Consider the following 25027-nt stretch of genomic DNA (forward strand, 5'->3'; position numbering starts at 1 on the left):
GGCGGAGGGGCCGGGCGGAGGTGGGGTCGGCTACTCGACCGTGACCGACTTGGCCAGGTTCCGCGGCTGGTCGACGTCGTGCCCACGGGCGGCGGCGATCTCCGCGGCGAGCACCTGGAGCGGCACGGTGGTCACCAGCGGCGCCAGCAGCGTCGGCGTACGCGGCACGTAGATCAGGTGGTCGGCGTAACGGACCACCGCCTGGTCGCCCTCCTCCGCGATCACGATGGTGCGGGCGCCCCGGGCGCGCACCTCCTGGATGTTGGAGACGACCTTGTCGTGCAGCATGCCCCGGCCGATCGGCGACGGCACGATGCAGATCACCGGCGTCCCCTTGTCGATCAGCGCGATCGGGCCGTGCTTCAGCTCACCGGCGGCGAAGCCCTCGGCGTGCATGTACGCCAGCTCCTTGAGCTTCAGTGCGCCCTCGAGCGCCACCGGGTAACCCACGTGCCGGCCGATGAACAGCACGGTCGGCTCGGACTTCAACTCACGGGCCAGCTCGCGCACCGGCTCGATCCGGTCGAGCAGCTCGCGCAGCTTGCCCGGCATCTCCTGGAGCTGCGCCACCACCGCGCCCACCTCGTCGGCGAACTTGATGCCCCGCACCTGCGCCAGGTGCAGGCCGATCAGATAGCAGGCCACGACCTGGGTGAGGAACGCCTTCGTGGAGGCGACCGCGATCTCCGGGCCGCCGTGCGTGTAGAGCACCGCGTCGGACTCGCGGGGGATGGTCGAGCCGTTGGTGTTGCAGATGGCCAGCACCCGGGCCTTCTGCTCCTTGGCGTGGCGCAGCGCCATCAGCGTGTCCATGGTCTCGCCGGACTGCGAGATCACCACGATCAGCGTGGACCGGTCCAGCACCGGGTCGCGGTAGCGGAACTCGCTGGCCAGCTCCACCTCGCAGGGGATCCGGGTCCAGTGCTCGATGGCGTACTTGGCGACCAGGCCGGCGTGGTACGCGGTGCCGCAGGCGACGATGAAGATCTTGTCGACGTCGCGCAGGTCCTGCTCGCTGAGGCGCACCTCGTCGAGCGCGATCTCGCCGCTCTCGGTGAGCCGGCCGAGCAGCGTGTCGGCGATGGCCTGCGGCTGCTCCTCGATCTCCTTGAGCATGAACCAGTCGTAGCCGCCCTTCTCGGCGGCCGACGAGTCCCAGTCGATGTGGAAGTCCTTGCCGGCCGCGGGCTGGCCGGCGAAGTCGGTGATCTCGATGCTCTCCGGCGTGATCAGCACGATCTGGTCCTGGCCCAGCTCGACCGCGTCCCGGGTGTGCTCGATGAACGCGGCCACGTCGCTGGCCAGGTAGTTCTCGCCGTCACCGCGGCCCACCACCAGCGGCGAGTTGCGCCGTGCGCCGACCACCGCGCCGGGGATGGCGGCGTCCACGGCGAGCAGCGTGAACGCGCCTTCGAGGCGCTCGCAGACCACCCGCATGGCGGAGGCCAGCAACTGCGGGGTGTCGGTCTCACCGGCCGAGCGGAGGTCGGCCAGCGCGCGGGCGATCAGGTGCGCCGCGCACTCGGTGTCGGTGTCGCTGGCGAACTCGACGCCCTCGTCCTCCAGCTCGGCGCGCAGCTTCGCGAAGTTCTCGATGATGCCGTTGTGGATCACCGCGACCCGGCCGTCCGGGGAGACGTGCGGGTGCGCGTTGCGGTCGGTCGGCCCGCCGTGCGTGGCCCACCGGGTGTGGCCGATGCCGGTGGTGCCGTCGCCGATGCCGATCGGGCTGGCGGCGCAGTCCTCGGGGTTGTCGGCGGCCCGCTCGGAGAGCACCTTCTCGAGGTTGGCCAGCTTGCCGGCCTTCTTCTCGGTCAGCAGCTCGTCGTCGCAGACGACGGCGACGCCGGCCGAGTCGTAGCCGCGGTATTCCAGCCGCCGCAGTCCGTCGAGCACGATGCCGAGCGCCGGGCGCGCGCCGGCGTAACCCACGATTCCACACATGGTCCGCAGCCTAGCCGAGTTTCGCTCATCGTGCGTGCGCGGAAGGCGGCTCACCGATCACTGAACTTGAGCGAACCGGTCGGCCGCCTCCACCAATGGGACAAAGCACTCGGCACCGCAGCCCACCCCGGCACCCGGCACCCGGCACGTGATCGACTCCGCTTCGCCGAAGTGGCGGCGCCGCCGACCGCCGGATACCGCCACCTCCCCGAACTTGCGTCACCAGAGGAGATCTTGGAGGATTTACGCCCCTCCAGGGGCCATTTCGTACCAAGATCTGCCTCGGCCGGGGATCGCCGGTCCGCGCGGATGGCTGCCGCGCCCTACATTGAGGGCCCCGGGCGGCAGCCCCGGTCCACCCCCACCGCGGTCGTCCGCGCCGTACCCCTGTGAGCTGAGCCGATGTCCGAGACGACCCCCACCCCCGAGCCGACCTCCGGCCCCAGCGACCCGACCGCGCCGCCGGCTGCCGGGGAGCGCGCCTCGTGGACACCACCGGACCCGCTCGCCGCCCCGCAGCCCTGGACGCCGCCCTCACCGTGGTCGCCGCCGGAGCGGGACCCGAACCCGTGGGCGTCGCCGGAGCGGGACCCGAACCCGTGGGCGTCGCCGGAGCGAGACCCGAATCCGTGGGCGTCGCCCGGCCTGCCGGCCGCACCCGCACCGCTCCGCCCCGGCAGCCCGGACGGGCCACCGCCCGACGGCCCCTTCGCCGCACCACCCAGCGGTCCGAGCGGCTCGAACCACCCGAACCACCCGAGCGGCTCGAACCAACCGAGCAACCCGAACCACCCGAGCGGCTCGAACCAACCGAGCGAACCGAGCCCGGGTTACCCGGGGGCACCCGGCCAGCCGCCGACCGCGTACCCGCCGACCGCGTACCCGCCGGGGCCCTACCCGCCGGCCGCGTACCCGCCCGGGCCCTACCCGCCGCCGTACGCGTATCCCGGTGGGGCACCGCGGCGGTCGAACGCGGGCTGGGCGATCGGGCTGGTGATCGCCCTGGTCGTCGCGCTGGTGCTGGCCGTCTGCGGCTGCGTCGGCCTCGGCGTGCTCGGCGGTCTCACCGACCGGACGAGCAGCTCCGGTGAGCCCTACGAACGGCCGTTCATCGACGGGCCGGCGGAGCCCGGCGGGTTCACCGACGAGCCGACCCCGGTGCCGGACGTCCCGGTCACCACGCCCTCCGGCGGGCCCGGCAAGTTCACCGTCGTCTACGAGGTGACCGGGGCCGACCAGGTGTACGTGCAGTTCTACGACGCGGACGCCAACTTCCTCCAGCTCGACGACGTGGACGCGCCCTGGCGGCTGCGGTTCACCGCGAACGACCGCGAGCGGGTGCAGGTGATCGCGACCCCGGCCGAGTCCGGCGAGGTGACCTGCCGGATCACCATCAACGGCAAGGTCGTCTCGCGGAACTCGGGGGAATACGGCGCGACCTGCTTCGGGTGGTGAGCGTCCGGCGGCGGGCCGTAGGCTGGCCGCCGTGACGACGACCGATCCGCTGGTGGCCCGGATGCGGCCGTTCGGCACCACCATCTTCGCCGAGATGTCGGCGCTGGCCGTGCGCACCGGCGCGGTCAACCTGGGGCAGGGCTTCCCCGACACGGACGGCCCGCCGGAGATGCTCGCCGCCGCCGCGGAGGCGCTGCGCACCGGGCACAACCAGTATCCGCCGGGGCCGGGGATCCCCGCGTTGCGCGCGGCCGTCGCGGCCCACCAGCGCCGGTTCTGGAATCTGGAGTACGACCCGAACGGCGAGATCGTGGTGACGGCCGGCGCGACCGAGGCGGTCGCGGCGAGCATCCTCGCGCTCTGCGAGGCGGGTGACGAGGTGGTCTGCTTCGAGCCGTACTACGACTCGTACGCCGCTTCGATCGCGCTGGCCGGCGCGGTCCGCCGCCCGGTGACGCTGCGTCCCGGCGCGGACGGCCGGTACGCCTTCGACCCGGCCGAGTTGCGCGCCGCGTTCGGGCCACGGACCCGGCTGGTGCTGCTGAACTCGCCGCACAACCCGACCGGGAAGGTCTTCACCGCCGACGAGCTGGCCCTGGTCGCCGAGCTGTGCCAGGAGCACGGCACGTACGCGGTGACCGACGAGGTCTACGAGCACCTGGTGTTCAGCGACGCCGCCGCGCCGCACGTGCCGCTGGCCACGCTGCCGGGCATGCGGGAGCGGACGCTGCGGGTCTCCTCGGCCGGCAAGACGTTCTCCTGCACCGGCTGGAAGGTCGGTTGGGTGAGCGGCCCGGCGTCGCTGGTCGCCGCCGTGCTGCGGGTGAAGCAGTTCCTGACGTTCGTCAACGCGGGTCCGCTGCAACCGGCGGTGGCGGTGGCGCTCGGGCTGCCGGACGGATACTTCACCGGGTTCCGGGACGACCTGCAACGCCGGCGGGACCAGTTGGTCGCCGGGCTGGCCGACGCCGGGTTCGGCGTGCTCGCGCCCGAGGGGACCTACTTCGTGACCGCCGACGTCACAGCGCTCGGCGGGCGGGACGGCGTGGAGTTCTGCCGGTCGCTGCCGGAGCGGTGCGGGGTGGTGGCGGTGCCGACCCAGGTCTTCTACGACGACGTGGCGGCGGGCCGCCGGTTGGTCCGGTTCGCGTTCTGCAAGCGGCCGGAGGTGCTCGCCGAGGCGGTCACCCGGCTGCGCGGGCTCCGGGAGGACGGATGAGCGACGGGTACGCCGAGCGGCTGCGCCGGCTCGCCGCCCAGCGTGGCTGCGACGCGATGCTCTCCGGCGTACGCCCGGACTCGGTGCGGGAGCAGGTGGCCGCGCTCTGCGCGGTGGCCGGCGACGACCTGCCCGACTTCTACGGCGAGGGTGGCCCGGTCGCGGAGCTGGAGGCGCGGGTCGCCGAGCTGCTCGGCGCGGAGGCGGTCGCCTTCTTCCCCACCGGCACGATGGCCCAGCAGGTCGCCATGCGCTACGGCGCGGAGCTGACCGGCCGCGCCGCTGTCGGCCTGCATCCGCTCAGCCATCCGCTGCTGCACGAGCGCGACGCGTACGCGCTGCTCGGCGGCGTGCGGGCGGTACGCACCACGAGCGCGCCGCGCAACCCCACGGCCGACGAGGTGGCCGCGCTCGACGAGCCGATCGGGACGCTCCTGCTGGAGTTGCCGCTGCGCGACGCCGGGTTCGTGCTGCCCACCTGGGACGAGCTGGTCGCGGTCGTGGCGGCGGCCCGGGCGCGCGGCGCGCGGGTGCACGTCGACGGTGCCCGGATCTGGGAGTCGACAGTCCATCTGGGTCGCTCGGCGGCCGAGATCGCGGCGCTGGCCGACAGCACGTACGTCTCGTTCTACAAGTCTCTCGGCGGCCACTCCGGGGCGGCGCTGGCCGGCGACGCCGAGCTGGTCCGGTACGCCCGCGCGTGGCGGCACCGGTACGGCGGCACGCTGTTCCAGCAGTGGCCGGCGGCGCTCGCCGCGCTCGCCGGGCTGGCGCGGGAGCTGCCCCGGCTCGCCGGCTACGTGGGGCACGCGAAGGTGGTGGCGGAGGCGCTGGCCGCGCTCCCGGGCGCCCGGGTGCACCCGGCGCCGCCGCACACCCACCAGTTCCGGTTCTGGCTGCCGTACCCGGCGGAGGTGCTGGACGCGGCCAACCTGGCGCTCGCCGAACAGGAGCGGGCGTGGTTCGTCGGCGGCTGGCGGGACAGCGAGGTGCCGGGCCTGGCGTTGGCCGAGGTGACGGTCGCCGGGCCGGCGCTGGAGCTGGACGCCGACGGCGTACGCGACCTGGCCGCCCGCTTCCTGCGCCGCCTGCCCGGTTCCTGAGCGCGCCGGCGGCGCGCTCAACCGGCGGCGCGCGCCGGCCCGTCGTCCTCGGTGGATCCGGCCTTCGGACGGCCGGCTGACCCGGCAGCAGGGGACCGGCCGGGCGCGGCAGCCGGGGACCGGGCGGCGAGGTCGGCGAGGGTGGCGCCGCCGTCGGCGAGCAGCGCCGCCTCGGCGTCGTCGACGAAGGCCAGGTCGGCCTCGACGTGCCGGCCGGCGGCCGAGAGCAGCAGCCGGACCACCGGGTCGTCGGCCTGCCGGCGCAGTCCGTCGAGGTTGCGCAGCTCCCGCATGAGATGGCCGCGTTGGTTGGCCAGCACGGTACGGACGGTGGTGGCCTGGCCGGACCGGGCGGCGGCGGTCACCTTGAGGAAGAAGTCGTCCCGGAAGCCGCCGCTGCGCGGGCTGGGGGCGGTGAGCCAGCGGTCGAGTTCGGTGCGGCCGTCGGCGGTGATCTCGTAGACCACCCGGTCGGGCTTGACCGGTTGCGGTTGCCGCTCGGCCACCACCAGGCCGTCCCGGGAGAGCCGGTCGAGGATCTGGTAGAGGTGCCCGATGTTGAGCGGGCCCCACTGCGGCCCGACCGCGGCCTCGAACGCGCCCTTCAGCTCGTAGCCGTGGCTGGGGCCGCGGGCGAGCAGGGCCAGGACCGCGTGCTGGATCGCCACCGTCTTCTCCGATCCGGTTCCGGACAGGCGCCCCGGGCGGGGCCTTGCATTGTCACAATGTATCGCGCAGAGTGTGCTCAGCACACGGGGAGGCGCGATGGTCGGGTTCATCTGGGGTCAACTGCGCGGCCGGGCCGGACGGTCGGTGGCGCTGCTGGTCGGCGTGCTGGTGGCCACCACCGGCTTCGTGGTCCTCACCGGCGCCACCACCACCTCCCGCCTCGCGGTGACCGGCACCGTGGAACGGAACACCCGGGCCGCCTACGACATCCTGGTCCGGCCGAAGGGGACGCGCACGTCGCTGGAGGCGGAGCGCGGCCTGGTCCGGCCCAACTACCTCTCCGGCAGCTACGGCGGCATCACCACCGCACAGTACGACCGGGTCCGGGCGGTCGAGGGGGTGGACGTGGCCGCCCCGATCGCCATGCTCGGCTACTCCACCACGTCGATCGAGATGCCGCTCGACGTCACCTCGGCCGTCGACCCCGCGCTGGACCGCCAGCTCATCCGCATCGACCGCGAGTTCCTCGCCGAGCGCGGCCTGAGCCACGCGCCGGCCCAACCCACCTACGTGTACGTCACCACGCACCCGCTGGCCTACCCGATCATCGGCGACGAGTACTACCCGGACGCGGTGCGCTACACCGACGGGCGGACGTACGACACCAACGACTGCGGGCTGCTGCCCCGGGAGGTGCTGCCGGGCGGGCGTACCGCGCCGATCTGCGACCTGCGCGTCGAGCAGTCGAACGGGTTGCAGGACGCCAGTGAGCGGCAACTGTGGAAGGTGGAGACGTTCCGGATGCTGCCCGGTGGGCGCTTCGAGCGCGCGGCGACCGAGGGCGTCACCAACCTCGACGCCCCCGCCGTCGGAGCCCCCCGCGTGACCGTGACGGTGCGCCTGACCGTGCCGTTCCTGCTCGCCGCCGTCGACCCCGGCGCGGAGCAGAAACTGGTCGGCCTCGGCGACGCGGTGGTCGCCGGCCGGCCGCTCGCCGCCACCGACACCACTGTGGTGACCCGGGAGCGCGGCCTGTCCAGCCGGACCCTGCCGGTGCTCACCACCAGCCGCCCGTTCCTCGACGGCGCGATCCGGGCCACCTACACCCGCCTGCCGCTGGACCGCACCATCGCCGGCGTGCCGCCCCGGAAGCTGGCCGAACGGCTGCGCGGCCTGCCGGCCACCCCGGCCGGCGGCACGCAGCGGGACGCGCTGGGCGCGTACCGGGCCCAACTCGCCGCGGGGCTCGGCCCCCGCACGTGCTGCCACGGGCAGTTGCAGGTCGTCGTGCAGCCGGGACAGGCCGGTTACGACCGGCTGCCCGACGGCACCCTGCGGGTCCGTCCGGCGCCCGCCGACCCCGCCGTGTACGGCGACTCGCAGGACCTGGTCACGCTGCCCCGACCGTGGCTCAGCGAGGACACCGGGTACCGGCCGCTGACCCAGCTCCGGTTGGGCCGCGGCGACCGGGATGCCCGGTCGTGGCAGGCCGTCGGGCTCTTCGACCCGGAGAAGCTGACCGGCTTCAGCGACCTGGGCAGGGTGCCGCTGGAGACGTACGAGCCGCCGCGCGCCGACGGGGCCGACGACGCCAGCCGCACGGCGTTGGGCGGGCAGCCGCTGGAACCGAGCGGCAACCCGGCCGGCTACCTGTCCGCGCCACCGCTGCTGCTCACCAGCCTGTCCAGCGTGCCCGGGCTGCTCTCGGCCGGCAGCAGCCCGCAACGCGCCGCGCCGATCAGCGCGATCCGGGTCCGGGTGGCCGACGTGGACGGCTGGAGCGAACGGTCCGCCGAGCGGGTCCGGCTGACCGCCGAACGCATCGCCACCACCACCGGCCTCGACGTGGACATCACGCTCGGCTCGTCCCCCGCCCCGCAGACCGTCGCGCTGCCGGCCGGCGCGTTCGGCCGCCCCGGCCTGCGGCTGACCGAGAACTGGTCGGCCCTCGGTGTCGCCTCGGTCATCACCCGCGCGGTCGACCGGAAGAGCGCCGTGCTGTTCGTGCTGGTGCTGGTGGTCTGCGCGCTCTTCCTCGGCAACGCGGTCACCGCCACGGTCCGGGACCGCCGATCCGAACTCGCCGTCCTGGCCTGCCTCGGCTGGCCGGCCCGCCGCATCGGCGCGCTGGTGCTCGGCGAGGTCGCCACGCTGGGCCTGGTCGCCGGGCTGCTCGCGGTCGGCCTGGCCGTCCCGCTCGGCCGCGCCCTCGACATCGACGTCGACTGGCGGCGGGCGCTGCTCGCCGTACCGGTGGCCCTGCTGCTGGCGCTGGTCGCGGGCCTGGCGCCGGCGCTGCGGGCCGCACGCGCCCACCCGGCCGCCGCGCTGCGCCCGCCGGTGGCCGGCACGTTCCGGGCCCGCCGGTCCCGCACCATCGCCGGGATGGCAGTGGTCAACCTGGCCCGCGTCCCGGGGCGCACGCTGCTCGGCGCCGCCGCGCTCGCCATCGGCGTGGCCGCGCTCACAGTGGTCGGCGCCGTCGGCCACGCGTTCCGCGGCGCGGTTGTCGGCAGCCTGCTCGGCGACACCGTGTCGTTGAGCGTGCGCGGCGCGGACACGCTCGCCGCGGTGGCCACCCTGCTGCTCGGCGCCGCCGCCGTCGCCGACGTGCTCTACCTGGACGTCCGTGACCGGGCCACCGAGTTGGCCACGCTGCGGGCCACCGGCTGGACCGACGGCGCGTTGGCCCGCCTGATCGGCTACCAGGCCCTGTTCCTCGGTGCGCTGGGCGCGCTCACCGGCGCCGGGCTCGGGCTCGGCGGCGCGGCCTGGCTGGTCGGCGACGTGCCGGCCGCCCTGGTGACCGTCGCCGCCCTGGTCGCCCTGGCCGGAGTGCTGCTCACCTGCCTCGCGGCGCTCGTCCCGGCCGGACTGCTGCGCCGCCTGCCCACCGCACGACTACTGGCCGAGGAGTGACAGTGGAACCGACCACCGGAAGCACCGTGCACGTGGCGGGCCTGGCCCGCGCGTTCGGCGCCGGCACCGAGCGGCTCACCGCCGTCGACGACGTCTCCCTGGAGATCGCGGGCGGGTCGGTGGTGGCGCTGACCGGGCCGAGCGGCTCCGGCAAGTCCACCCTGCTGCACCTGATCGGCGCGATCGAGCGGGCCGACCGGGGCCGGCTGACCGTGGACGACGTCGAGGTCACCGCGCTGCGCCGGGCCGCGCTGGCCCGCTACCGGCAGCGGGTCGGCTTCGTCTTCCAGCGCTACCACCTGCTGCCGGCGCTGACCGTGCTGGACAACGTGATCGCCCCGGTGCTGCCGCAGCGGGCCGGTCGCGCCGACCATCCGGCCCGGGCCCGGGAACTGCTGGCGGCCGTCGGGCTGGCCGGCCGGGAGCGGGCGCTGCCGGCCCAGCTCTCCGGCGGTCAGCAGCAGCGGGTCGCCATCGCGCGGGCGCTGATGGGCCGGCCCCGGCTGCTGCTCGCCGACGAGCCCACCGGCAACCTGGACTCCACCACCGGCGCGCAGATCCTCGACCTGCTGCTCGACCTGCGGGACCGCCACGGCATGACGATCCTGCTGGCCACCCACGAACGGGCCATCGCCGCCCGGTGCGACCGGCTGATCCGGCTCGGCGACGGACGGATCGTCGAGGACGTCGACCTCACCGACGGCGAGGACCCGGCCGACACGTTCGACCGGGCCACCCGGCTGCGGCTCTGACCGGTCGCTGGCCCCGTCCGGCGACCGGGCTGCGGCTCCGATCCCGCGGTACGCGAGCCGCCGGCCCGGTCAGGCGACCGGGCTGGCGGTGCGCACCTGCTCGGCGATGCGCTCGGCGACCGCGCGCGCGGTGTCCTCGGTGGCCGCCTCGACCATCACCCGCACCAGCGGCTCGGTGCCGGACGGGCGCAGCAGCACCCGGCCGGTCTCGCCCAGCTCGGCCTCGGCCCGCTCGACCTCGGTGCGGACGGCCGGCGCGGCGGCCCCGACTGTCCGATCGCCGACCGGCACGTTGATCAACACCTGGGGCAGCTTGGTGACCACGGCGGCCAGCTCGGCCAGGGAGGTGCCGGTGGCGGCCATCCGGGCCATCAGGTGCAGGCCGGTGAGCACGCCGTCGCCGGTGGTGGCGAACGCGGGCAGCACGATGTGGCCGCTCTGCTCGCCGCCCAGCGCCAGGCCGGAGGCGCGCAGCTCCTCCAGCACGTACCGGTCGCCGACCTTGGTCTCGACCAGCCGGATGCCGTGCGCGGACATGGCCAGCCGCAGGCCGAGGTTGCTCATCACGGTGGCGACGAGGGTGTCCTGGGTCAGCTCACCGGCGTCCCGCATGGCCAGCGCGAGGATCGCCATGACCTGGTCGCCGTCGACCTCCTCGCCGTCGGCGCTGACCGCGACGCACCGGTCGGCGTCGCCGTCGTGGGCGAGACCGAGGTGCGCGCCGTGCTCGACCACCGCGGCGCGCAGCGCGTCGATGTGGTTGGAGCCGCACCCGTCGTTGATGTTGAGCCCGTCCGGCTCGGCGTGGATGGCGATCACCTCGGCGCCGGCCTCCCGGTAGGCGACCGGGGCCACGTCGGCCGCCGCGCCGTTGGCGCAGTCGACCACCACCTTGATCCCGTCGAGCCGGTGCGGCACGGTGCCGACCAGGTGCTGGACGTAGTGGTCGGCGCCGTCGAGCAGGTCGTTCACCCGGCCGACACCGGCACCGACCGGCCGGTCCCAGGCGGTGGTGGCGTTCGCCTCGACGGCCGCCTCGATCCGCATCTCGATCTCGTCGGGCAGCTTGTGCCCGCCGGCGGCGAAGAGCTTGATGCCGTTGTCCGGCATCGGGTTGTGCGAGGCGGAGAGCATCACACCCAGGTCGGCCTTGATCTCGGCGGTGAGGAACGCCACCGCCGGGGTGGGCAGCACGCCGACCCGCACCACGTTGGCGCCGGCGCTGGTCAGGCCGGCGACCACGGCCGCCTCCAGCATCTCGCCGCTGGCCCGGGTGTCCCGGCCCACCACCGCGAGCGGCGGATGGCTCCGGTCGGTCTCGGCCAGTGTGTGGGCCGCGGCCACCGCGACCGCGAGCGCCAACTCCGGGGTGAGATCCGCGTTCGCCCGCCCGCGTACGCCGTCCGTGCCGAACAACCGGCCCATACCCGCCAACCTCCGTGGAACTGCCGTTGAGGAGAGAAACGCGGAACGGCCGGGCCGCCTCCCGCAGAGGGGAGGCGGACCCGGCCGTCCGTCAGAAGTACAAGACGCTGTTGGTGATCAGCGCTTCGAGTACTGGGGAGCCTTACGGGCCTTCTTGAGGCCGTACTTCTTGCTCTCCTTGACCCGGGCGTCACGGGTCAGGAAGCCGGCCTTCTTCAGGGCCGGGCGGTCGTCGGGCTCGCTGACGATCAGCGCCCGGGCGATGGCGAGCCGCAGCGCGCCGGCCTGGCCGGTGGTGCCGCCGCCCCGCAGGTTGGCGATCACGTCGAACGCCTCGGGCTTCTCGGCGGTGACCAGCGGGTCCTTGATGAGCTGCTGGTGCACCTTGCTCGGGAAGTAGGCCTCGAGGTCACGGCCGTTGCAGGTGATCTTGCCGCTGCCCGGGACGATCCGGACCCGCACGATGGCTTCCTTGCGACGGCCCACGGTCTGGATCGGGCGGTCACCGCGGGGCGCGCGCGCGACGGGCGCCGGCGCCTCGGTGGCCTCGGGGGCGACCTCGGTCTCGGTGATGTCGGTCATGCTGCTTCCTTCGCCCGCGCTCACTGCGCGATCTGCTTGATCTCGAACGGAGCCGGCTGCTGCGCGGCGTGCGGGTGCTCGGCACCGGCGTAGACCTTCAGCTTCTTGAGAATCTGACGGCCCAGCTTGTTGTGCGGGAGCATGCCCTTCACGGCCAGCTCGATGGCCCGCTCGGGGCGCTTGGTGAGCAGCTCGTCGTAGCCGACCCGCTTCAGGCCACCCGGGTAACCGGAGTGGCGGTAAGCGACCTTGGTCTGGCGCTTGTTGCCGGTCAGCGCGACCTTGCCCGCGTTCACGATGACGACGAAGTCGCCCGTGTCGACGTGCGGCGCGAAAGTCGGCTTGTGCTTGCCACGCAGTAGCGTGGCGGCGTGGGTCGCCAGGCGGCCCAGCACGACATCAGAGGCGTCGATGACGTGCCACTGACGCTCGATCTCACCCGGCTTCGGGCTGTACGTACGCACAGGTCTACCTTGTCTCGTCGTCGGTCTGGGGTCGCGCGCCGAGGTAACCGGGGCTTCCCAGTCGAACCAGCGCGCACGAACGACCAAGCGTACCTGATGCGGCACGCCTAAGAATGTCGTACAACAGCAGGCAACGATACCCGGCCGCCCGGCGGCAGGTCAAAACGGGGTCGCGCCGTGCGTGACCTGCGCGTTTTCCATGGCGCCCGTCACACGCCGGCCAGCGTACGCGGTCCCGGCCGCGGTGGTGGCGGTGAGGTCGTCACAGCTCCTGGAGGATCCGCAGCGCCCGGCCGACCCGCTGCATGGTCTCGGTGTCCGCCACGTCCACGCACTCGGTGAACCACTTCTTCATCGGCGCGGAGAGCCGGTCGGGCATCACCACGAAGCCGCCCATCCGCACCGCGAGCGGCGAGTCGCGCAGCAGCGACTCCTCGACCACCTCGGCCACGATCACGATCGGCACCTCGGTGGCGTTGTAGACGTCGGAGCTGATGACCAGGCCGTACCGTTCCCGGGCGCCGGAGATGCGCCAGACCTCGCCCCTACGCAGCACGCGGACGCCCGCCGCCGAACAGGGCGTCGTCGACCATCGCGGCCTCCTCGGCGTCGGCCAGGGCGGCGGATTCCAGGTCCAGCCCGGCCCGCGCGACGGCGGCGGCGTGCGCGGTGAAGACCTCGCGCAGCGCCTTCTCCCGGGCGGCCTGGTCCATCCAGGCGGAGAGGGAGAGCCCTTCCCGCTTGGCGTACCGGCGCGCCTCCTCGATCGTCTCGTCGGAGAACGACAGTGTCACCTTGGCGGTCATGCCGAGGAGACTACCCATCGGTATGACCATCAGTCATCCCCGCTCGCGCGGATCAGAAATTTCGACACGTCGGTGCGTGACGGCTCCCGGATGATGTGCACTTCTCCGCGATATACCTCAGGGTCATAAATATGACTCTGAGGTATATCGCTCTCGGGGCTCCTTCTTCTCTTGCGCGACACGCCCGCCGAAGACGGCGAAGCGCCACTCCTTGAAGAAGCAGTCCACGTCCGCCAGACCGGCCTCGCCGAGCCAGCGGCACTGGTCGGCCACCGTGGCCGGCCGGTCGTACCGCATCCGTTCCCGGGAGGCGGCGATCTCCTCGGCGTCCGAGCCCAGCTCGGTGATCCGCGCCGTCCACACCTCGTCGTAGCGCCGGTCGAGCGCCGGGGTGGGGCCGGCCACCTGCTCGGCGTTGACGAACACGCCGCCGGGCGCGAGCGCGTCCGCCGCCCGGCGGTAGAGCGCCCGCTTGCCGTCGTCGTCGAGGTGGTGGATGGCCAGCGCGGAGACCACCGCGTCGTAGCGGCCGGCGGGCAGCGGGTCGGCCAGGTCGGCGTGGACCGTGCGGTGCGGCACCCCGCGGGCGGCCAGGTGGTCGGTGGCGACCGCGAGCATGCCGGGTGCGCCGTCCACAAGCGTCAGCCGGACGCCGGGGACCGCCGCGGACAGCAGCAGGGAGAGCAGGCCGGTGCCCGCGCCCAGGTCCAGCACCTCGGGGGTACGCCCGGCGGCCAGCGCGGCCCGCAGCGGCGGCGCGGCCACCTCGATCGCCGCGCCGTAGAACGCGTCGAAGCAGGGCACCAGCCGGCGTCGAGCCTGGTCGTAGTGGCCGGCCACGGCGTCGAACGCCTCCGTCACGCTCACCTTTGCCTCCCGTAGTTTGGGACAAGTTTCTCACATTCTAGACCGAACGATCCGTTCCGTCAGCCCCGTGCGGTGTGAGGCGCTCTTGACAGGACCGAAACAGAAGGGACCCGGGCCGGAAACCGCCCGGCGGCACGCTTTTCCGACATGACAGACGGTGCACGCGTGGCGACACGATCGGGGGAGCACCCCCGGGAGACGGCGTGCGGCGCGTACGTGATGTCGCGGGGCCTGGTGGGCAGCCGGGGCGGCCTGTTCGGGGTGCGGCTGCGGCAGGAGGAGTGAATGCGTGACGAACTGGCGGGCTTCACCATCGGGGTCACCGCGGACCGGCGGCGCGACGAACTGGCCGCCCTGTTCCAGCGGCGCGGCGCCCGGGTGGTGCTCGCCCCGGCGCTGCGGATCGTGCCGCTGGCCGACGACAGCGACCTGCGCGAGGCGACCCGGGCCTGCCTGGCGCACCCGCCGGACGTGCTGATGGCCAACACCGGCATCGGGATGCGGGGCTGGCTGGAGGCGGCCGAGGGCTGGGGGCTGGCCGAACCGCTGCGGGACACGCTCACCCGCGCGTACGTGGTGTCGCGCGGGCCGAAGGCGACCGCGGCGATCCGCGCGGCCGGGCTGCGCGAGCACTGGTCCCCGGCCTCGGAGAGCTGCGACGAGGTGGTCGAGCACCTGGTCCGGCGCGGCGTGGCCGGCCAGGTGGTGGCGCTGCAACTGCACGGCGACCGGCAGCCGGAGTGCACCGAGGCGCTGGTCGCGGCCGGGGCCACGGTGATCGAGGTGCCGGTCTACCGGTGGGCGCCGCCGGCCGACCCGGCGCCGCTGCACCGGCTCATCGACCTGGTCGCCGGCCGGCTGGTGGACGCGGTCACGTTCACCTCCGCCCCGGCGGCCGAGGCGCTGCTGCGGGCCGCCGGGGACCGGACCGAGACGGTGCTGGCGGCGTTGCGCGGCGACGTGCTGGCCGGGTGCGTGGGCACGGTCACCGCCGAACCGCTGGTGCGGCGCGGGGTGCCGGTGAGCGCGCCGAGCCGGGCCCGGCTCGGCGCGCTGGTCCGGACGATCGTCGAGGAGCTGCCCCGCCGCACGGTCTCGGTGAAGGCAGCCGGGCACGTGCTCACGTTGCGCGGTCACGCCGCGGTGGTGGACGGGGAGCTGCGCCAGTTGGCGCCGGCCCCGATGGCCGTGCTGCGGGCGCTGGCGGCGTCGCCCGGGAAGGTGTTCTCCCGCACCGCGCTGCTGCGGACGCTGCCGCGCGGTGCGGACGAGCACGCGGTCGAGATGGCGGTGGCCCGGCTGCGGGTGGGGCTGCGGACGCCCCGCGTGGTGCAGACCGTGGTGAAGCGCGGTTACCGCCTCCGGGTGGACTGAGCCGGCTCAGCTCCGGCGGGCGTCGCGTTCCCCGCCCGAGCCGCCGAGTTCCAGGTCGACCAGGGCGAGCAGGAACGCCGACGCGTGCCCGGCCTCGTCGTGGGCGATCTCGGCGAACAGGTCGGCCGCCCCGTCCTCACCGACCGAGGCCGCCTGCCGGGAGAAGGACGGGTACATGGTGGTCGCCTCGTAGATCTCGCCGTCGATCGACTTGCGGAGGTTCTCCGCGTCGCTGCGGACCAGCCCGGCGAGCGTGGCCGCCTCGCTGAAGTGCTCGCCGAGTTCCTGACCGGCGGTGTTCTCCCAGAGCTGGGCCAGGCGCAGCCGGCCACCGTCGCGGGCGTGCCGGGCGTAGAGCGTGTACGACGCGTACGCGAACGCCTCGCCGTGGATCGTCGCCTCCAGGTTGGCCTGCGTCTCGCCCGAGCAGACCGGCTCGCCGGCGGTGATCGGCACCGGCGGGACGACCTCGCCGACCGGGACCCGCGCCCCGGAGCCCGGATGGGTGATCGCGAACAGGGCGAGGCGGAACTGCGAGGCGTGCCGCGCCTCGTCGGCCGCCAGCTCGTCGAAGAGCCGGGCGGCCCGAGGGCAGCGGTCGCGGCGGGCCTGCCGCGCGTACCCCGGGTAGACGACGGTGGCCTCGTGCCACTCGCCGGCGATCGACGTGCGCAGGTTGGCCGCGTTGGAGCCGACGAAGCCGATCAGCGCCGCCTCCTCGGTGAAGTGCTCGTTCAGCTCGGTGGCGGCGGTGTCGGTGAACAGCTCGGCGATGTCGCCGTGGCCGTTGCGGGCCGCCTCCGCCCCGTACGCCCGGTAGCTGGCGTACGCGAACGCCTCTCCCCGCATCGCCGTCAGCGTGTTGGCGCGGGTCGTGTCGTTCGTCACCGCCGCCTGGGCGGGCGTTGCCACCAGGCCGACGCCGAGCACGGCGCCGGCGGCCAACGCGGTGATGCCTCTGACTGTGCGCATCCGGATCCCCTCTCGTCTGCACACACTGTGAAAGATTCTTCACACTGCGTGAGAATGCTTGAGAGGATCCTAAGTTTTCCCAGCTCAGCGGCGCAGTAGCCGAGGGTCGACGCGCCGGGTCAGCCCACCGAGGCCGGATAGCCGTGCTCGGCCTGGAGCCGGAGCATGGCGTGCTCGACCACGGTCACCAGCACCTGCTTGACCGAGTCCCGCCGCCGCGCGTCGCACATCACCAGCGGCACGTCCGGCGAGATGGCCAGCGCCTCCCGGATCTCCTCCAGTTCGTAGTGCGGCGCGTCGTCGAACCGGTTCAGCGCCACCACGTACGGCAGCTTGCGGTTCTCGAAGTAGTCCAGCGGCGCGAACGCGTCGGTGATGCGGCGCGTGTCCACCAGCACCGCCGCGCCCACCGCGCCCCGGATGATCTCGTCCCACATGAACCAGAAGCGGGTCTGGCCCGGCGTCCCGAAGAGGTAGAGGATCAGGTCCTCGGCCATGGTGATCCGGCCGAAGTCCATGGCGACCGTGGTGGTCTCCTTGCCCGGCACCTTCGACGGGTCGTCGATGCCCACGCCGGCCGCGGTCATCAACGCCTCGGTGGTCAGCGGCTGGATCTCGGAGATCGCCCCGACCAGGGTGGTCTTGCCCACCCCGAAGCCACCCGCGATCACGATCTTCGCGGAGATGATCTCCCGGCCGCGGCTCGCCCCGTCGGGGTCATAGTTCGCGAAGTCCACTTAGCACCCTTCCAAGCAGGTTCATCCGCGCCGCGAACCCCGTCGCGGGAGCGGCACTGTGTAGCGTCAGCAGGCCCTCGGCCACCATGTCGGCGACCAGCACCCGGGTGACGCCCAGCGGCATCCGGGTGTAAGCGGCGATTTCCGCCAGCGACTGTGCCCGGCCTTCACAGACCGAGGAGATGCGGTACTTGTCGTGCCCGGCGAACCGCGCCTCGGCGGACTGGGTGGCCGTGCTCGACAGGACCGCCTCGAGCGCGATGTTCTGCAACGGCTCGGTGCGGCCGCGGGTGACCGCGTACGGTCGCACCAACGCGCCACGCGGATCACGTCGCGGTTCCATCTCGCGATCACCTCCCCTCGTACGGAGCCGGACCGGCTCTCAGTTCACCAGGTCACCACCGCCGGTCAGGACCGCACGGCATCCCTCGGCAGCGGCACCAGCGCCTGGCCGACGCGCTCCACCAGCAACGCCATCTCGTAGCCGACCTGACCGACGTCGCAGCTACGCGCCGCGAGCACGGCCATCGACGAGCCGTCGCTGATGGACATCAGGAAGAGGTAGCCGCTGTCCATCTCGATCACGGTCTGCAACACCCCGCCGGCGCTGAACATCCGCGCCGCGCCCTCGGTGAGGCTGACCACGCCGGAGGTGATCGCGGCGAGCTGATCGGCCCGGTCCTGGGGCAGGTCCCGGGAGGAGGCGAGCAGCAACCCGTCCGCGGACACCGCCACCACGTGGGCGATACCCGCCACGCTGTCGGCGAAGTTGGTGAGCAACCAACCCATGTCCTGCATGGCCGCCGGCCTGTTCATCGGTTCGTCTCCTTGGTCGAGGTGCTGTTCAGGTCGGTGCCGGCCGTGCGGCCCCGCTGGACGCCACGGTGGTACGCGGAGAGCAGACCCCGTACCTCGTCCGGCGTGCGCCGGCTGCGGTCCCGGCCGCTCTTCGGTTCGATCCCGCCCGGCACGAGCTGCGCCTGCGGCACCCGCTTGGGCAGGCCGGAGCGGGTCGTGCCGCCGGTGGTGGGCTCCGCGGCCTGGCTGGCCCGGGACCACCCGTCGTCGGCCGCCGTACGCCAGGCCTCCGGGTCGATCGCCGGGGTCGGCGTCGGCTCCGGCGCGGGCGGATCCACCACGGGCGGCGGCGCCGCCTCGGCGGGCGGTGTGGACGGGGCGGGCGGTGTCGGCGGGCTGTACGCGGGCGGCGTGCTCAGCCCCGACGCCTGGGCGCCCGGGGTACGGGTCGGCAGCGGCGGCCGCGTGGCCGCGGCGGGTTGCGCCGGGGCGGCTGGCGGCTCGTCGAACCGGGGTCGGGTGAAGATGGTGGTCTCGTCCTCTCCGTGCGAGCGGAACCAGACCGCCTCCATCTCCCGGAATATCGGCGCCTCGGCCGGCCGGTCCGGTCGGGCCACCACCGGCGCGGCCGGGGTGGTCTCCACCGACGGCGCGGCGGCGAGCGGCTGGTAGGCCGGCGGCGCAGGGGTGGTCGTCGTCGCCGTCTCACCGCCCGGCGTCCGCTTGGGCAGCGGGTCGAGCGCCGGGTACGCGACCGTCGGGCCCCCCGCCGACCAGCCCGTCTCCGGGGCCGGCGCGGCGGCGACCGGGGCGGCGGCGACCGGAGCGGCGGGCACCGGGGGCAGCGCGCCGGGCATCCCGCCGAACTGCACCGCCGGGGCGGTGTCCCGCGCCTCGGCGGGCGCCTGCCACCGCGCGGGCGGCGGGGTGACCGTGCTGCGCCACTGGTCGGCCAGGGTGGCGGTGCCGCCCCGGCCGGCGCCGGCGAACGCGTCGGCGGCACCGACCTGGCTGAGCGGCGACTGCTCGACGGCCAGCGGCTGGCGCGGCCGGGTCAGCGGGGCCTGGCCCCGGTTGGCCGGCAGCACCACCGTCGAGTTCGGCAGCGTGACCTGGGCGACCGTGCCGCCCTCGACGTTGCGGCGCAGCTCGACCCGGATCCCGTGGCGGGAGGCGAGCCGGCTGACCACGGCCAGACCCATCAGCCGGAACGCGGCCACGTCGACCGTCGGCGGCGCGGCCAGCCGCCGGTTGAGCGAGTCGAGCTGGTCGTCGGTGAGACCGAGACCCCGGTCCTCCACCTGGATCAGCACGTAGTCACGGATCCGCCGGCCGTCGGCCACCACCACCGTGTTCGGCGGCGAGAACCGGGTGGCGTTGTCGAGCAGCTCCGCGACCAGGCGGACGACGTCGTTGACGGCGTGCGCGGCCACCGAGATGTCGATGTCGACGGTGCCGAACTCGATCCGGTTGTAGAGCTCCACCTCGGACTGGGCGGCGCGCAGCACGTCGACCAGGAGCGCGTCGTCGCGACGCGGCACGGCCGAGTCGGCACCGGCCAGCACCAGCAGGTTCTCGTCGTTGCGGCGCATCCGGGTGGCCAGGTGGTCCAGCTCGAAGAGCTGGGCGAGCCGCTTCGGGTCCTCCTCGCCGCGCTCGATCGCGTCCAGCTCACCGATCATCCGGTCGACCAGGCTCTGCGACCGGCGGGCCAGGTTGAGGAACATCGCCGAGACGCTGGTCCGCAGTGCGGCCTGCTCGGCCGCCACCCGGACCGCCTCCCGGTGGACCACGTTGAAGGCCACCGCCACCTGGCCGACCTCGTCGCGGTTGGTCAGCTTGATCGGGTCCCGCACCTGCTGGACGATCTCGTCCACGCCGCCGTCACCGATGGCGTTGACGTTCTGCAGCCGGCTCACCGCGTCCGGCAGGTCGTGGTTGGCCACCGAGAGCGCGCCCTCACGCAGCCGGCGCAGCGAGTCGTTGAGCGAGCGGGCCAGCACCACGGCGAGCGTCACGGCGACGGCCAGCGTCAGCAGCACGAGCAGGCTCTCCACGAACGCCTGCCGGATCACGTCGGTGCGGACCGCGTCGGCGTCGGCGAGCAGGTCGTCGAGGAGCTGGATCTCGGCCCACCGCATCAGGTCGTCGACCGCGCCGATGGCGGCGGACGCCTCGTCGCGGGTGACCAGCGCGCGCTTGCCGACGGACCGGGAGAGGTCGGCGGCGACCCGGTCGGCGAGCTGGACGGCGTCGCCGGAGACGGTGCGGTCCACCAGGCCGCGCTGTGCCGGGGCGGCGGCCCGGGAGAACGAGAGCAGCGCCTCCTGCTGGCCGGTCAGCGTGGCCACGAACGAGGAGAACTGCTCCTCGTCGATCCGGTCGCCGACCGCGAGCGCGGTGAACGCGACCGCCTGCTCCTCCGCCACCTCGGCCTTGGCGTGGGCGAACGCGGCCACCGCGCGGCGGGCGTCGGCGAGGCTCTCCGCGCCGGGCTGCTGGGCCAGCGTGTCGCCGTACGCGACCAGGTCGTCGAGGACGATGCCGTAGCGCAGGCTCGCCTCGGCCACCGGCATCTGGAGGCGGTCGAGCACCTCCTGGCGGGTGCCGTTCAGCGTCTCCAGGTGGTCGTCGATCACCTTCAGCTGGTCCCGGACCGCGGCGGGCACGTCACCGAGCGTGCCGCGCTCCTCCCGGTACGCCGCGATGCGCTCGTCGGTGCGGCGGACCCGCAGGTTGTAGTCGTCCGGCTTCTGGTTCGTGTCGGCCAGGAAGGCCGCCGCCGCCATCCGTTCCTTGTGCAGGTCCTGGGTGAGCGCCGAGACGTCGACCGAGACCGCGGTCAGCGCACGGACCTGGTCCGCGTCGTACGCGCCCTGGCCCACCGAAATGAGTCGGATAGTTGCCAGTGCGATGACAGCCGCCACCGGGACGACCAGGATGAGGGCGAGTTTGGAGCGGATCCGCGCGTCACGCAGCCGAGGCAGGCGCCGTCGCCGATTCCGCTGTTCGGCGCTGGGGCTCCCGGGCAGGGTCGTAGGTCCGGTGCTCACGACATCGCCTCCGTCGTTTCTTCCACGCGTGACCCGCTGACCCGTGCCTGGTGCAGCGGCCAGCGCCACGCGCGGCACGGCCGAGATTTCATCAGACGAGATCCTTTTTGGGAAGCCGCGGTGAGGCAGGAAACGGTCGGTGTCGACTCAACCCGTGATCCGGTCACCTAATACCTTCTTTTCTCCAACCCCCTGAACAGGGGATGTCACTCCAGAGTGGCCAAGCGCATCTGCGCAGTTATTGTCAGTTAACGTTTCGTGTCCCCAGCATGTGGGATGACCGTCCCGAAACGGCATCCGGCATCCCCGCTTGACCACAGGGCCCGGCATTGGCATGGTTTTGCAAGCTTCGGCACACCGTACGGCACACCAATCCCGTTCCTCCACTGAGGACGGACAAGCGGCGGTGATCGGGCGCCGGCCCGCGCCGCACCCTGGAGGACTGAGTTGAGCCCCATCCGCTCCGCGAGCATCGCGGTGCTCGCATCGGCCGTGCTGGCCACCACGCTCACCGGCTGCGGGATCGGCGGGGAACCGCAGGACACCAGCCCCATCGTCATCGCCGCCGACCTCGAACTCTCCGGCGCTTCCGCGCCGATCGGCAAGGTGTACCAACGGGCGCTGGAACTGAAGCGGGACCAGCTGAACGCCTCCGGCGCGCTGGGCGGCCGGAAGATCGAGTTGAGGTTCAAGGACAACCGGTCCGACGCGGCCGAATCCTTGCGGAACATCAATGATTTCAGCGGCGACGCACAGGTGAGCGCCGTCATCATGGGCGGCTGCAACGAATGCGCGGTCGGCGCGGCGCGCACGATCAGCGACAAGCGCATTCCGACCATCGCGCTCGCTTCCGCCGGCGCGGTCACCGAGCCGGTGGACCAGCGCCGGTACGTCTTCAAGCTCGCCCCGAATGCGGTCGACAGCGCGGCGGCGCTCACCACCGAGCTGACCCGCCGCCAGATCCGCAAGGTCGCGGTGCTGCACAGCGCCGACGGGTACGGCCAGGAAGGGCTCGCCGCGCTGCGCCGCGAGTTCGGCAAGACCTCGGTGAAGCTGGTCGCCGCCGAGGCCGTGCGGATCACCGACACCGAGGTGAGCACCCAGATCGACGACCTGGTCGAGAAGAAGCCGCAGGCCCTGATCCTCTGGACGCCCCCGGAGCAGGCGTCGCTGGCCGCCACCACCGCCAGGCAGCGCAACTACCGCGGGTCGTTCTTCTTCGACGCCTCGGCCGCCGGCGAGCTGTTCCTCGGCCCGTCGGCCCGCTCCACCGAGCTGGCCACGCTCATCTTCACCCAGACCATGGTGATCGACGACGTCATCGCCACCACCCCGGCCAAGGCCGCCCGGCGGCAGTGGTTCCAGGACTACACCGCCCGGTTCGGCGGCTACAACGGCTTCTCCTCGTTCGCCGCCGACGCGGTCCAGCTCATCGCCGACGCCGAGCAGCGCGCCGGCGGCGAGCGCGGCGAGGTGGACCGGGACGCGCTGCGCGACGTGCTGGAGACCTCGCAGCTCGACGGCCTGTCCGGCCCGATCCGGATGACGCCCGACAACCACTCCGGGCTGATGCCGCAGGCGTTGACGACGTTGGTCGCGCGTGGGGGTCGGTGGCGGCTCGCGGGATAGTCACCGTGGGGTGTGGGCCCCGGCACAACCGGCTCCGGGCGGTCAGGCTTGATCCCTGCGCCGGTTGCGCCGGGGCCCACACCTGTCGTGGTCGGCCGCCGACCGTGGGTTGAGCATGCGTGTCCTCGGTCGAGGGTGGGTTCTCGGTCGACCTGTCAGCGGGCGGAGGTGGTGGCCCGCACCCACGGGAGGGCGAACCGCTCGATCGCGCTCAGGGCCGCGTAGAGCACGATGCTCATCAGCGCCACCAGCATGATGGCCGCCCACGCGGTCGCCGTGTCGCCCACGCCGTTGTACTGGAGGATCTGGTAGCCGAGACCGGGCCGGTCCGAGTAGAACTCCCCGATCACGGCGCCGATCGCGGCCAGCGGCATGGCCACCTTGAGGCCGACGAAGATCTGCGGCAGCGCAGCCGGCAGGCGCACCTTGCGGAACGACTGCCACCAGGAGGCGTTGAGCGACCGGCCCAGCTCCGCCAGGTCGGCCGGGGTGGTGGTCAACCCGGTGGCGGTGGAGAGCACGATCGGGAAGAAGCAGAGCAGGAACACCATGGTCAGGATGGGCTTCTGACCGAAGCCCACGGCCACCACGAGCAGCGGACCGAAGGCGATCTTCGGGACCGCGTTCACGGCCACCAGCAGCGGCGCGAACATCCGCTCCACCCGGCGGGACGCGGCCAACGCCATCCCGATCAGCACGCCGACGACCGACGAGAGCAGGAAGCCCGAGAGCGTCATCCAGGTGGTGATCCCCAGCGCGGGCAGCAGCACGTCCGTGGTCGTGGCGAGCGAGCGGGCCACCGCCTGCGGCGGCGGCAGCGCGACCGGGTGCACCAGGTGCAGCACCGACGTGACCAGCCACCAGGCGGCCACCGCGATGACCAGCCCGAGCACCGGCAGGCCGACCGCCGCCGGGGGTACGCCCCGACCGCGGCGGGCACGCGCCGCCGGGGCCGGCTCCCCCGACGCTCCCGGCCGGGCCTCGGTCAACTGCGTCAACGTGTCCTCCTTCTCCGGCCGGTCGGCTGGACCGGCACGCGAAGGGGGTGCGCCCACCGGGTGTCCCGGCGGGTCGCACCCCCGTGGCCCGAGCCGACCGGTCAGGCCTTCGGCGCGAGGTTGAAGTCGATGATCTGGTCGGGCGTGAGGTTCTGCTTGAGCGCGCCCGCGCCCTGCAGCAGCGCGATGCTCTTGGCCACCCGGCCGCTGTCCAGCGTGCCGATCGCGGTGCCGGAGTTGCTCGACCGGACGTACGCGGCCATCAGCTGAAGCTCGGCGGCGGACGCGGCCGGGTTGGCGGCCGGCACGTTCTTCTTCAGGATCTCGCCCGCCTCGTCCGGGTGCTCCAGCGAGTACTCCAGACCCTTGAGCAGCGCGGCGGTGAACTTCTTCACCATCTCCGGCTTCTCCTTGGCGATCTTGGTGGAGGTGATCAACGCGTTGCCGTAGAGGTCCTGCATCACGTTGCTGTAGGGCAGCACGACCGGCTTCTTCTTGGTCACCACCTCGACGGTGGGCTGGCCGACGACGAACTGGCCGATGCCGTCCACCGAGCCGGAGCCGAGCATGCCGATCAGGCCCTGGGCCTCACCGTTGACCCAGGTCACCTTGCTGTTGTCGATGCCGGCCAGCCGGGCGTACGTGGGGAAGAGGTTGCGCACGACGGAGGTCGGGGTGTCGGCGAGCTTCTTGCCCTCCAGGTCCTTCGGCGTGGCGATGTTCTTGCCCTCGACAGTGACGATGGCGGCCATGGTGCGCTGCTGGATCGCGGCCACCGCGACGAAGTCCTTGGCCTGCCCGTTGCCGAGCTGCAGGATGCCACCGGTCAGGTCGATCGGGCCGAAGTCGGCCTGACCGCCGGTGATTGTCTGGATGACGGAACCGGTGCCCTGACCGGGCTTGATGTCGACGTCGAAGCCGGCCTCCTTGAAGAAGCCCTTGTCCTTCGCCACCCAGGCGTAGGAGTCACGGCCGAAGTTGCCGAACGAGGTGAGGTAGGTCACCTTCTCCAGCGCCCCACCGTTGCCGCCGCTGCCGGCCTCGGACTTGTCCGAGTCGCTGCTGCAGCCGCCCACGAGGGCGAGGGCGGTCGCCAGCGCCGCTGCGGCGACCGTACGGGTCAACCTTCTCATCAGTACACCATGTCCTTTCCGACCAGGACATCTTCGCCGGTCGGGTCGTGGGTCCGACGGGGTCGGCAGGAGGGTCGGCCGACTGGACCGTCGCGAGGGGACTCTTCGCGCGCAACAGCGTACGAGAA

22 protein-coding genes are annotated in these 25027 nt (G+C 73.1%); 7 read left to right on the plus strand and 15 right to left on the minus strand.

Going from position 1 to position 25027, the window contains the following annotated elements; genetic code table 11:
• Positions 1–30 precede the first annotated feature (30 nt).
• The gene (gene glmS / locus ACH495_RS07100) at positions 31–1944 is read right to left on the minus strand and encodes a glutamine--fructose-6-phosphate transaminase (isomerizing) (RefSeq protein WP_396856840.1); all 1914 of its coding nucleotides are present in this window, start codon (positions 1942–1944) and stop codon (positions 31–33) included.
• A 402-nt stretch (positions 1945–2346) separates the two neighbouring features.
• On the opposite strand from glmS, the gene ACH495_RS07105 reads away from it, so the two are divergent.
• The 3 genes from ACH495_RS07105 to ACH495_RS07115 are packed head-to-tail and all read left to right on the plus strand — an operon-like array spanning position 2347 to position 5721.
• On the plus strand, positions 2347–3399 hold the full coding sequence (locus ACH495_RS07105; RefSeq protein WP_396856841.1) for an MmpS family transport accessory protein: 1053 nt from the start codon (positions 2347–2349) through the stop codon (positions 3397–3399).
• A 31-nt stretch (positions 3400–3430) separates the two neighbouring features.
• Entirely contained in the window at positions 3431–4618 is a 1188-nt protein-coding gene (locus tag ACH495_RS07110) for a pyridoxal phosphate-dependent aminotransferase (protein WP_396856842.1), read from the plus strand.
• Positions 4615–5721, plus strand: coding sequence for a threonine aldolase family protein (locus ACH495_RS07115; RefSeq protein WP_396856843.1), 1107 nt, complete (start codon positions 4615–4617; stop codon positions 5719–5721). Before ACH495_RS07110 ends, ACH495_RS07115 begins: the two co-directional genes overlap by 4 nt.
• Before the next feature lie 17 nt (positions 5722–5738).
• Here the strand turns inward: ACH495_RS07115 and ACH495_RS07120 are convergent, their stop codons facing one another.
• Entirely contained in the window at positions 5739–6389 is a 651-nt protein-coding gene (locus tag ACH495_RS07120) for a PadR family transcriptional regulator (RefSeq protein ID WP_396856844.1), read from the minus strand.
• Between the two features lie 97 nt (positions 6390–6486).
• Here ACH495_RS07120 and ACH495_RS07125 point away from each other — a divergent pair, with 97 nt between their 5' ends.
• Complete coding sequence (locus ACH495_RS07125) at positions 6487–9309, plus strand: FtsX-like permease family protein (RefSeq protein WP_396856845.1); 2823 nt, start codon at positions 6487–6489, stop codon at positions 9307–9309.
• 2 nt (positions 9310–9311) lie between these two features.
• A complete protein-coding gene (locus ACH495_RS07130) occupies positions 9312–10061 on the plus strand; it encodes an ABC transporter ATP-binding protein (protein ID WP_396856846.1) in 750 nt (249 codons plus the stop codon).
• Between the two features lie 69 nt (positions 10062–10130).
• On the opposite strand, the gene glmM is transcribed toward ACH495_RS07130, so the two are convergent.
• The 6 genes from glmM to ACH495_RS07160 all read right to left on the minus strand — a co-directional run bounded on the left by glmM (position 10131) and on the right by ACH495_RS07160 (position 14205).
• Positions 10131–11486 carry a phosphoglucosamine mutase gene (gene glmM / locus ACH495_RS07135; RefSeq protein WP_396856847.1) on the minus strand — a complete coding sequence of 452 codons (1356 nt, stop codon included), beginning with the start codon at positions 11484–11486 and terminating at the stop codon, positions 10131–10133.
• A gap of 117 nt (positions 11487–11603) precedes the next feature.
• Positions 11604–12068: a 30S ribosomal protein S9 gene (rpsI, locus tag ACH495_RS07140; RefSeq protein ID WP_088647409.1), complete on the minus strand. Its 465-nt coding sequence runs from the start codon at positions 12066–12068 to the stop codon at positions 11604–11606.
• A 20-nt stretch (positions 12069–12088) separates the two neighbouring features.
• Positions 12089–12532 (minus strand): 50S ribosomal protein L13, encoded by a 444-nt coding sequence (gene rplM, locus ACH495_RS07145; RefSeq protein ID WP_343445120.1) that lies wholly within the window; start codon positions 12530–12532, stop codon positions 12089–12091.
• Positions 12533–12794: 262 nt separating this feature from the next.
• Positions 12795–13088 carry a hypothetical protein gene (locus tag ACH495_RS07150; RefSeq protein WP_396856848.1) on the minus strand — a complete coding sequence of 98 codons (294 nt, stop codon included), beginning with the start codon at positions 13086–13088 and terminating at the stop codon, positions 12795–12797.
• Positions 13078–13368, minus strand: a complete 291-nt coding sequence (locus tag ACH495_RS07155; RefSeq protein ID WP_396856849.1) for a DUF6364 family protein — start codon at positions 13366–13368, stop codon at positions 13078–13080. The genes ACH495_RS07150 and ACH495_RS07155 overlap by 11 nt, the downstream gene beginning before the upstream one ends.
• A gap of 93 nt (positions 13369–13461) precedes the next feature.
• Positions 13462–14205, minus strand: a complete 744-nt coding sequence (locus ACH495_RS07160; protein ID WP_396856850.1) for a class I SAM-dependent methyltransferase — start codon at positions 14203–14205, stop codon at positions 13462–13464.
• Positions 14206–14490: 285 nt separating this feature from the next.
• On the opposite strand from ACH495_RS07160, the gene ACH495_RS07165 reads away from it, so the two are divergent.
• On the plus strand, positions 14491–15579 hold the full coding sequence (locus tag ACH495_RS07165; protein ID WP_396856851.1) for a uroporphyrinogen-III synthase: 1089 nt from the start codon (positions 14491–14493) through the stop codon (positions 15577–15579).
• Positions 15580–15585: 6 nt separating this feature from the next.
• Here the strand turns inward: ACH495_RS07165 and ACH495_RS07170 are convergent, their stop codons facing one another.
• The 5 genes from ACH495_RS07170 to ACH495_RS07190 form a co-directional block, all read right to left on the minus strand.
• Positions 15586–16551 carry a ferritin family protein gene (locus ACH495_RS07170; RefSeq protein WP_396856852.1) on the minus strand — a complete coding sequence of 322 codons (966 nt, stop codon included), beginning with the start codon at positions 16549–16551 and terminating at the stop codon, positions 15586–15588.
• 119 nt (positions 16552–16670) lie between these two features.
• The gene (locus ACH495_RS07175) at positions 16671–17288 is read right to left on the minus strand and encodes an ATP/GTP-binding protein (RefSeq protein ID WP_091065903.1); all 618 of its coding nucleotides are present in this window, start codon (positions 17286–17288) and stop codon (positions 16671–16673) included.
• Complete coding sequence (locus ACH495_RS07180) at positions 17269–17631, minus strand: DUF742 domain-containing protein (RefSeq protein ID WP_091065900.1); 363 nt, start codon at positions 17629–17631, stop codon at positions 17269–17271. Before ACH495_RS07180 ends, ACH495_RS07175 begins: the two co-directional genes overlap by 20 nt.
• A gap of 65 nt (positions 17632–17696) precedes the next feature.
• Complete coding sequence (locus tag ACH495_RS07185; RefSeq protein WP_089155226.1) at positions 17697–18104, minus strand: roadblock/LC7 domain-containing protein; 408 nt, start codon at positions 18102–18104, stop codon at positions 17697–17699.
• A complete protein-coding gene (locus ACH495_RS07190; RefSeq protein WP_396856853.1) occupies positions 18101–21139 on the minus strand; it encodes a nitrate- and nitrite sensing domain-containing protein in 3039 nt (1012 codons plus the stop codon). Before ACH495_RS07190 ends, ACH495_RS07185 begins: the two co-directional genes overlap by 4 nt.
• Before the next feature lie 447 nt (positions 21140–21586).
• On the opposite strand from ACH495_RS07190, the gene ACH495_RS07195 reads away from it, so the two are divergent.
• Entirely contained in the window at positions 21587–22768 is a 1182-nt protein-coding gene (locus ACH495_RS07195; protein ID WP_396856854.1) for an ABC transporter substrate-binding protein, read from the plus strand.
• Positions 22769–22923: 155 nt separating this feature from the next.
• Here ACH495_RS07195 and ACH495_RS07200 read toward each other — a convergent pair whose 3' ends face one another.
• Both ACH495_RS07200 and ACH495_RS07205 read right to left on the minus strand, forming a co-directional pair.
• Positions 22924–23766, minus strand: a complete 843-nt coding sequence (locus tag ACH495_RS07200; RefSeq protein WP_396856855.1) for an ABC transporter permease — start codon at positions 23764–23766, stop codon at positions 22924–22926.
• Positions 23767–23867: 101 nt separating this feature from the next.
• Positions 23868–24899: an ABC transporter substrate-binding protein gene (locus ACH495_RS07205; RefSeq protein WP_396856856.1), complete on the minus strand. Its 1032-nt coding sequence runs from the start codon at positions 24897–24899 to the stop codon at positions 23868–23870.
• Between the last annotated feature and the right edge of the window lie 128 nt (positions 24900–25027).

The organism is Micromonospora sp. NPDC018662 (assembly GCF_044391475.1).
Taxonomy (GTDB): Bacteria; Actinomycetota; Actinomycetes; order Mycobacteriales; family Micromonosporaceae; genus Micromonospora.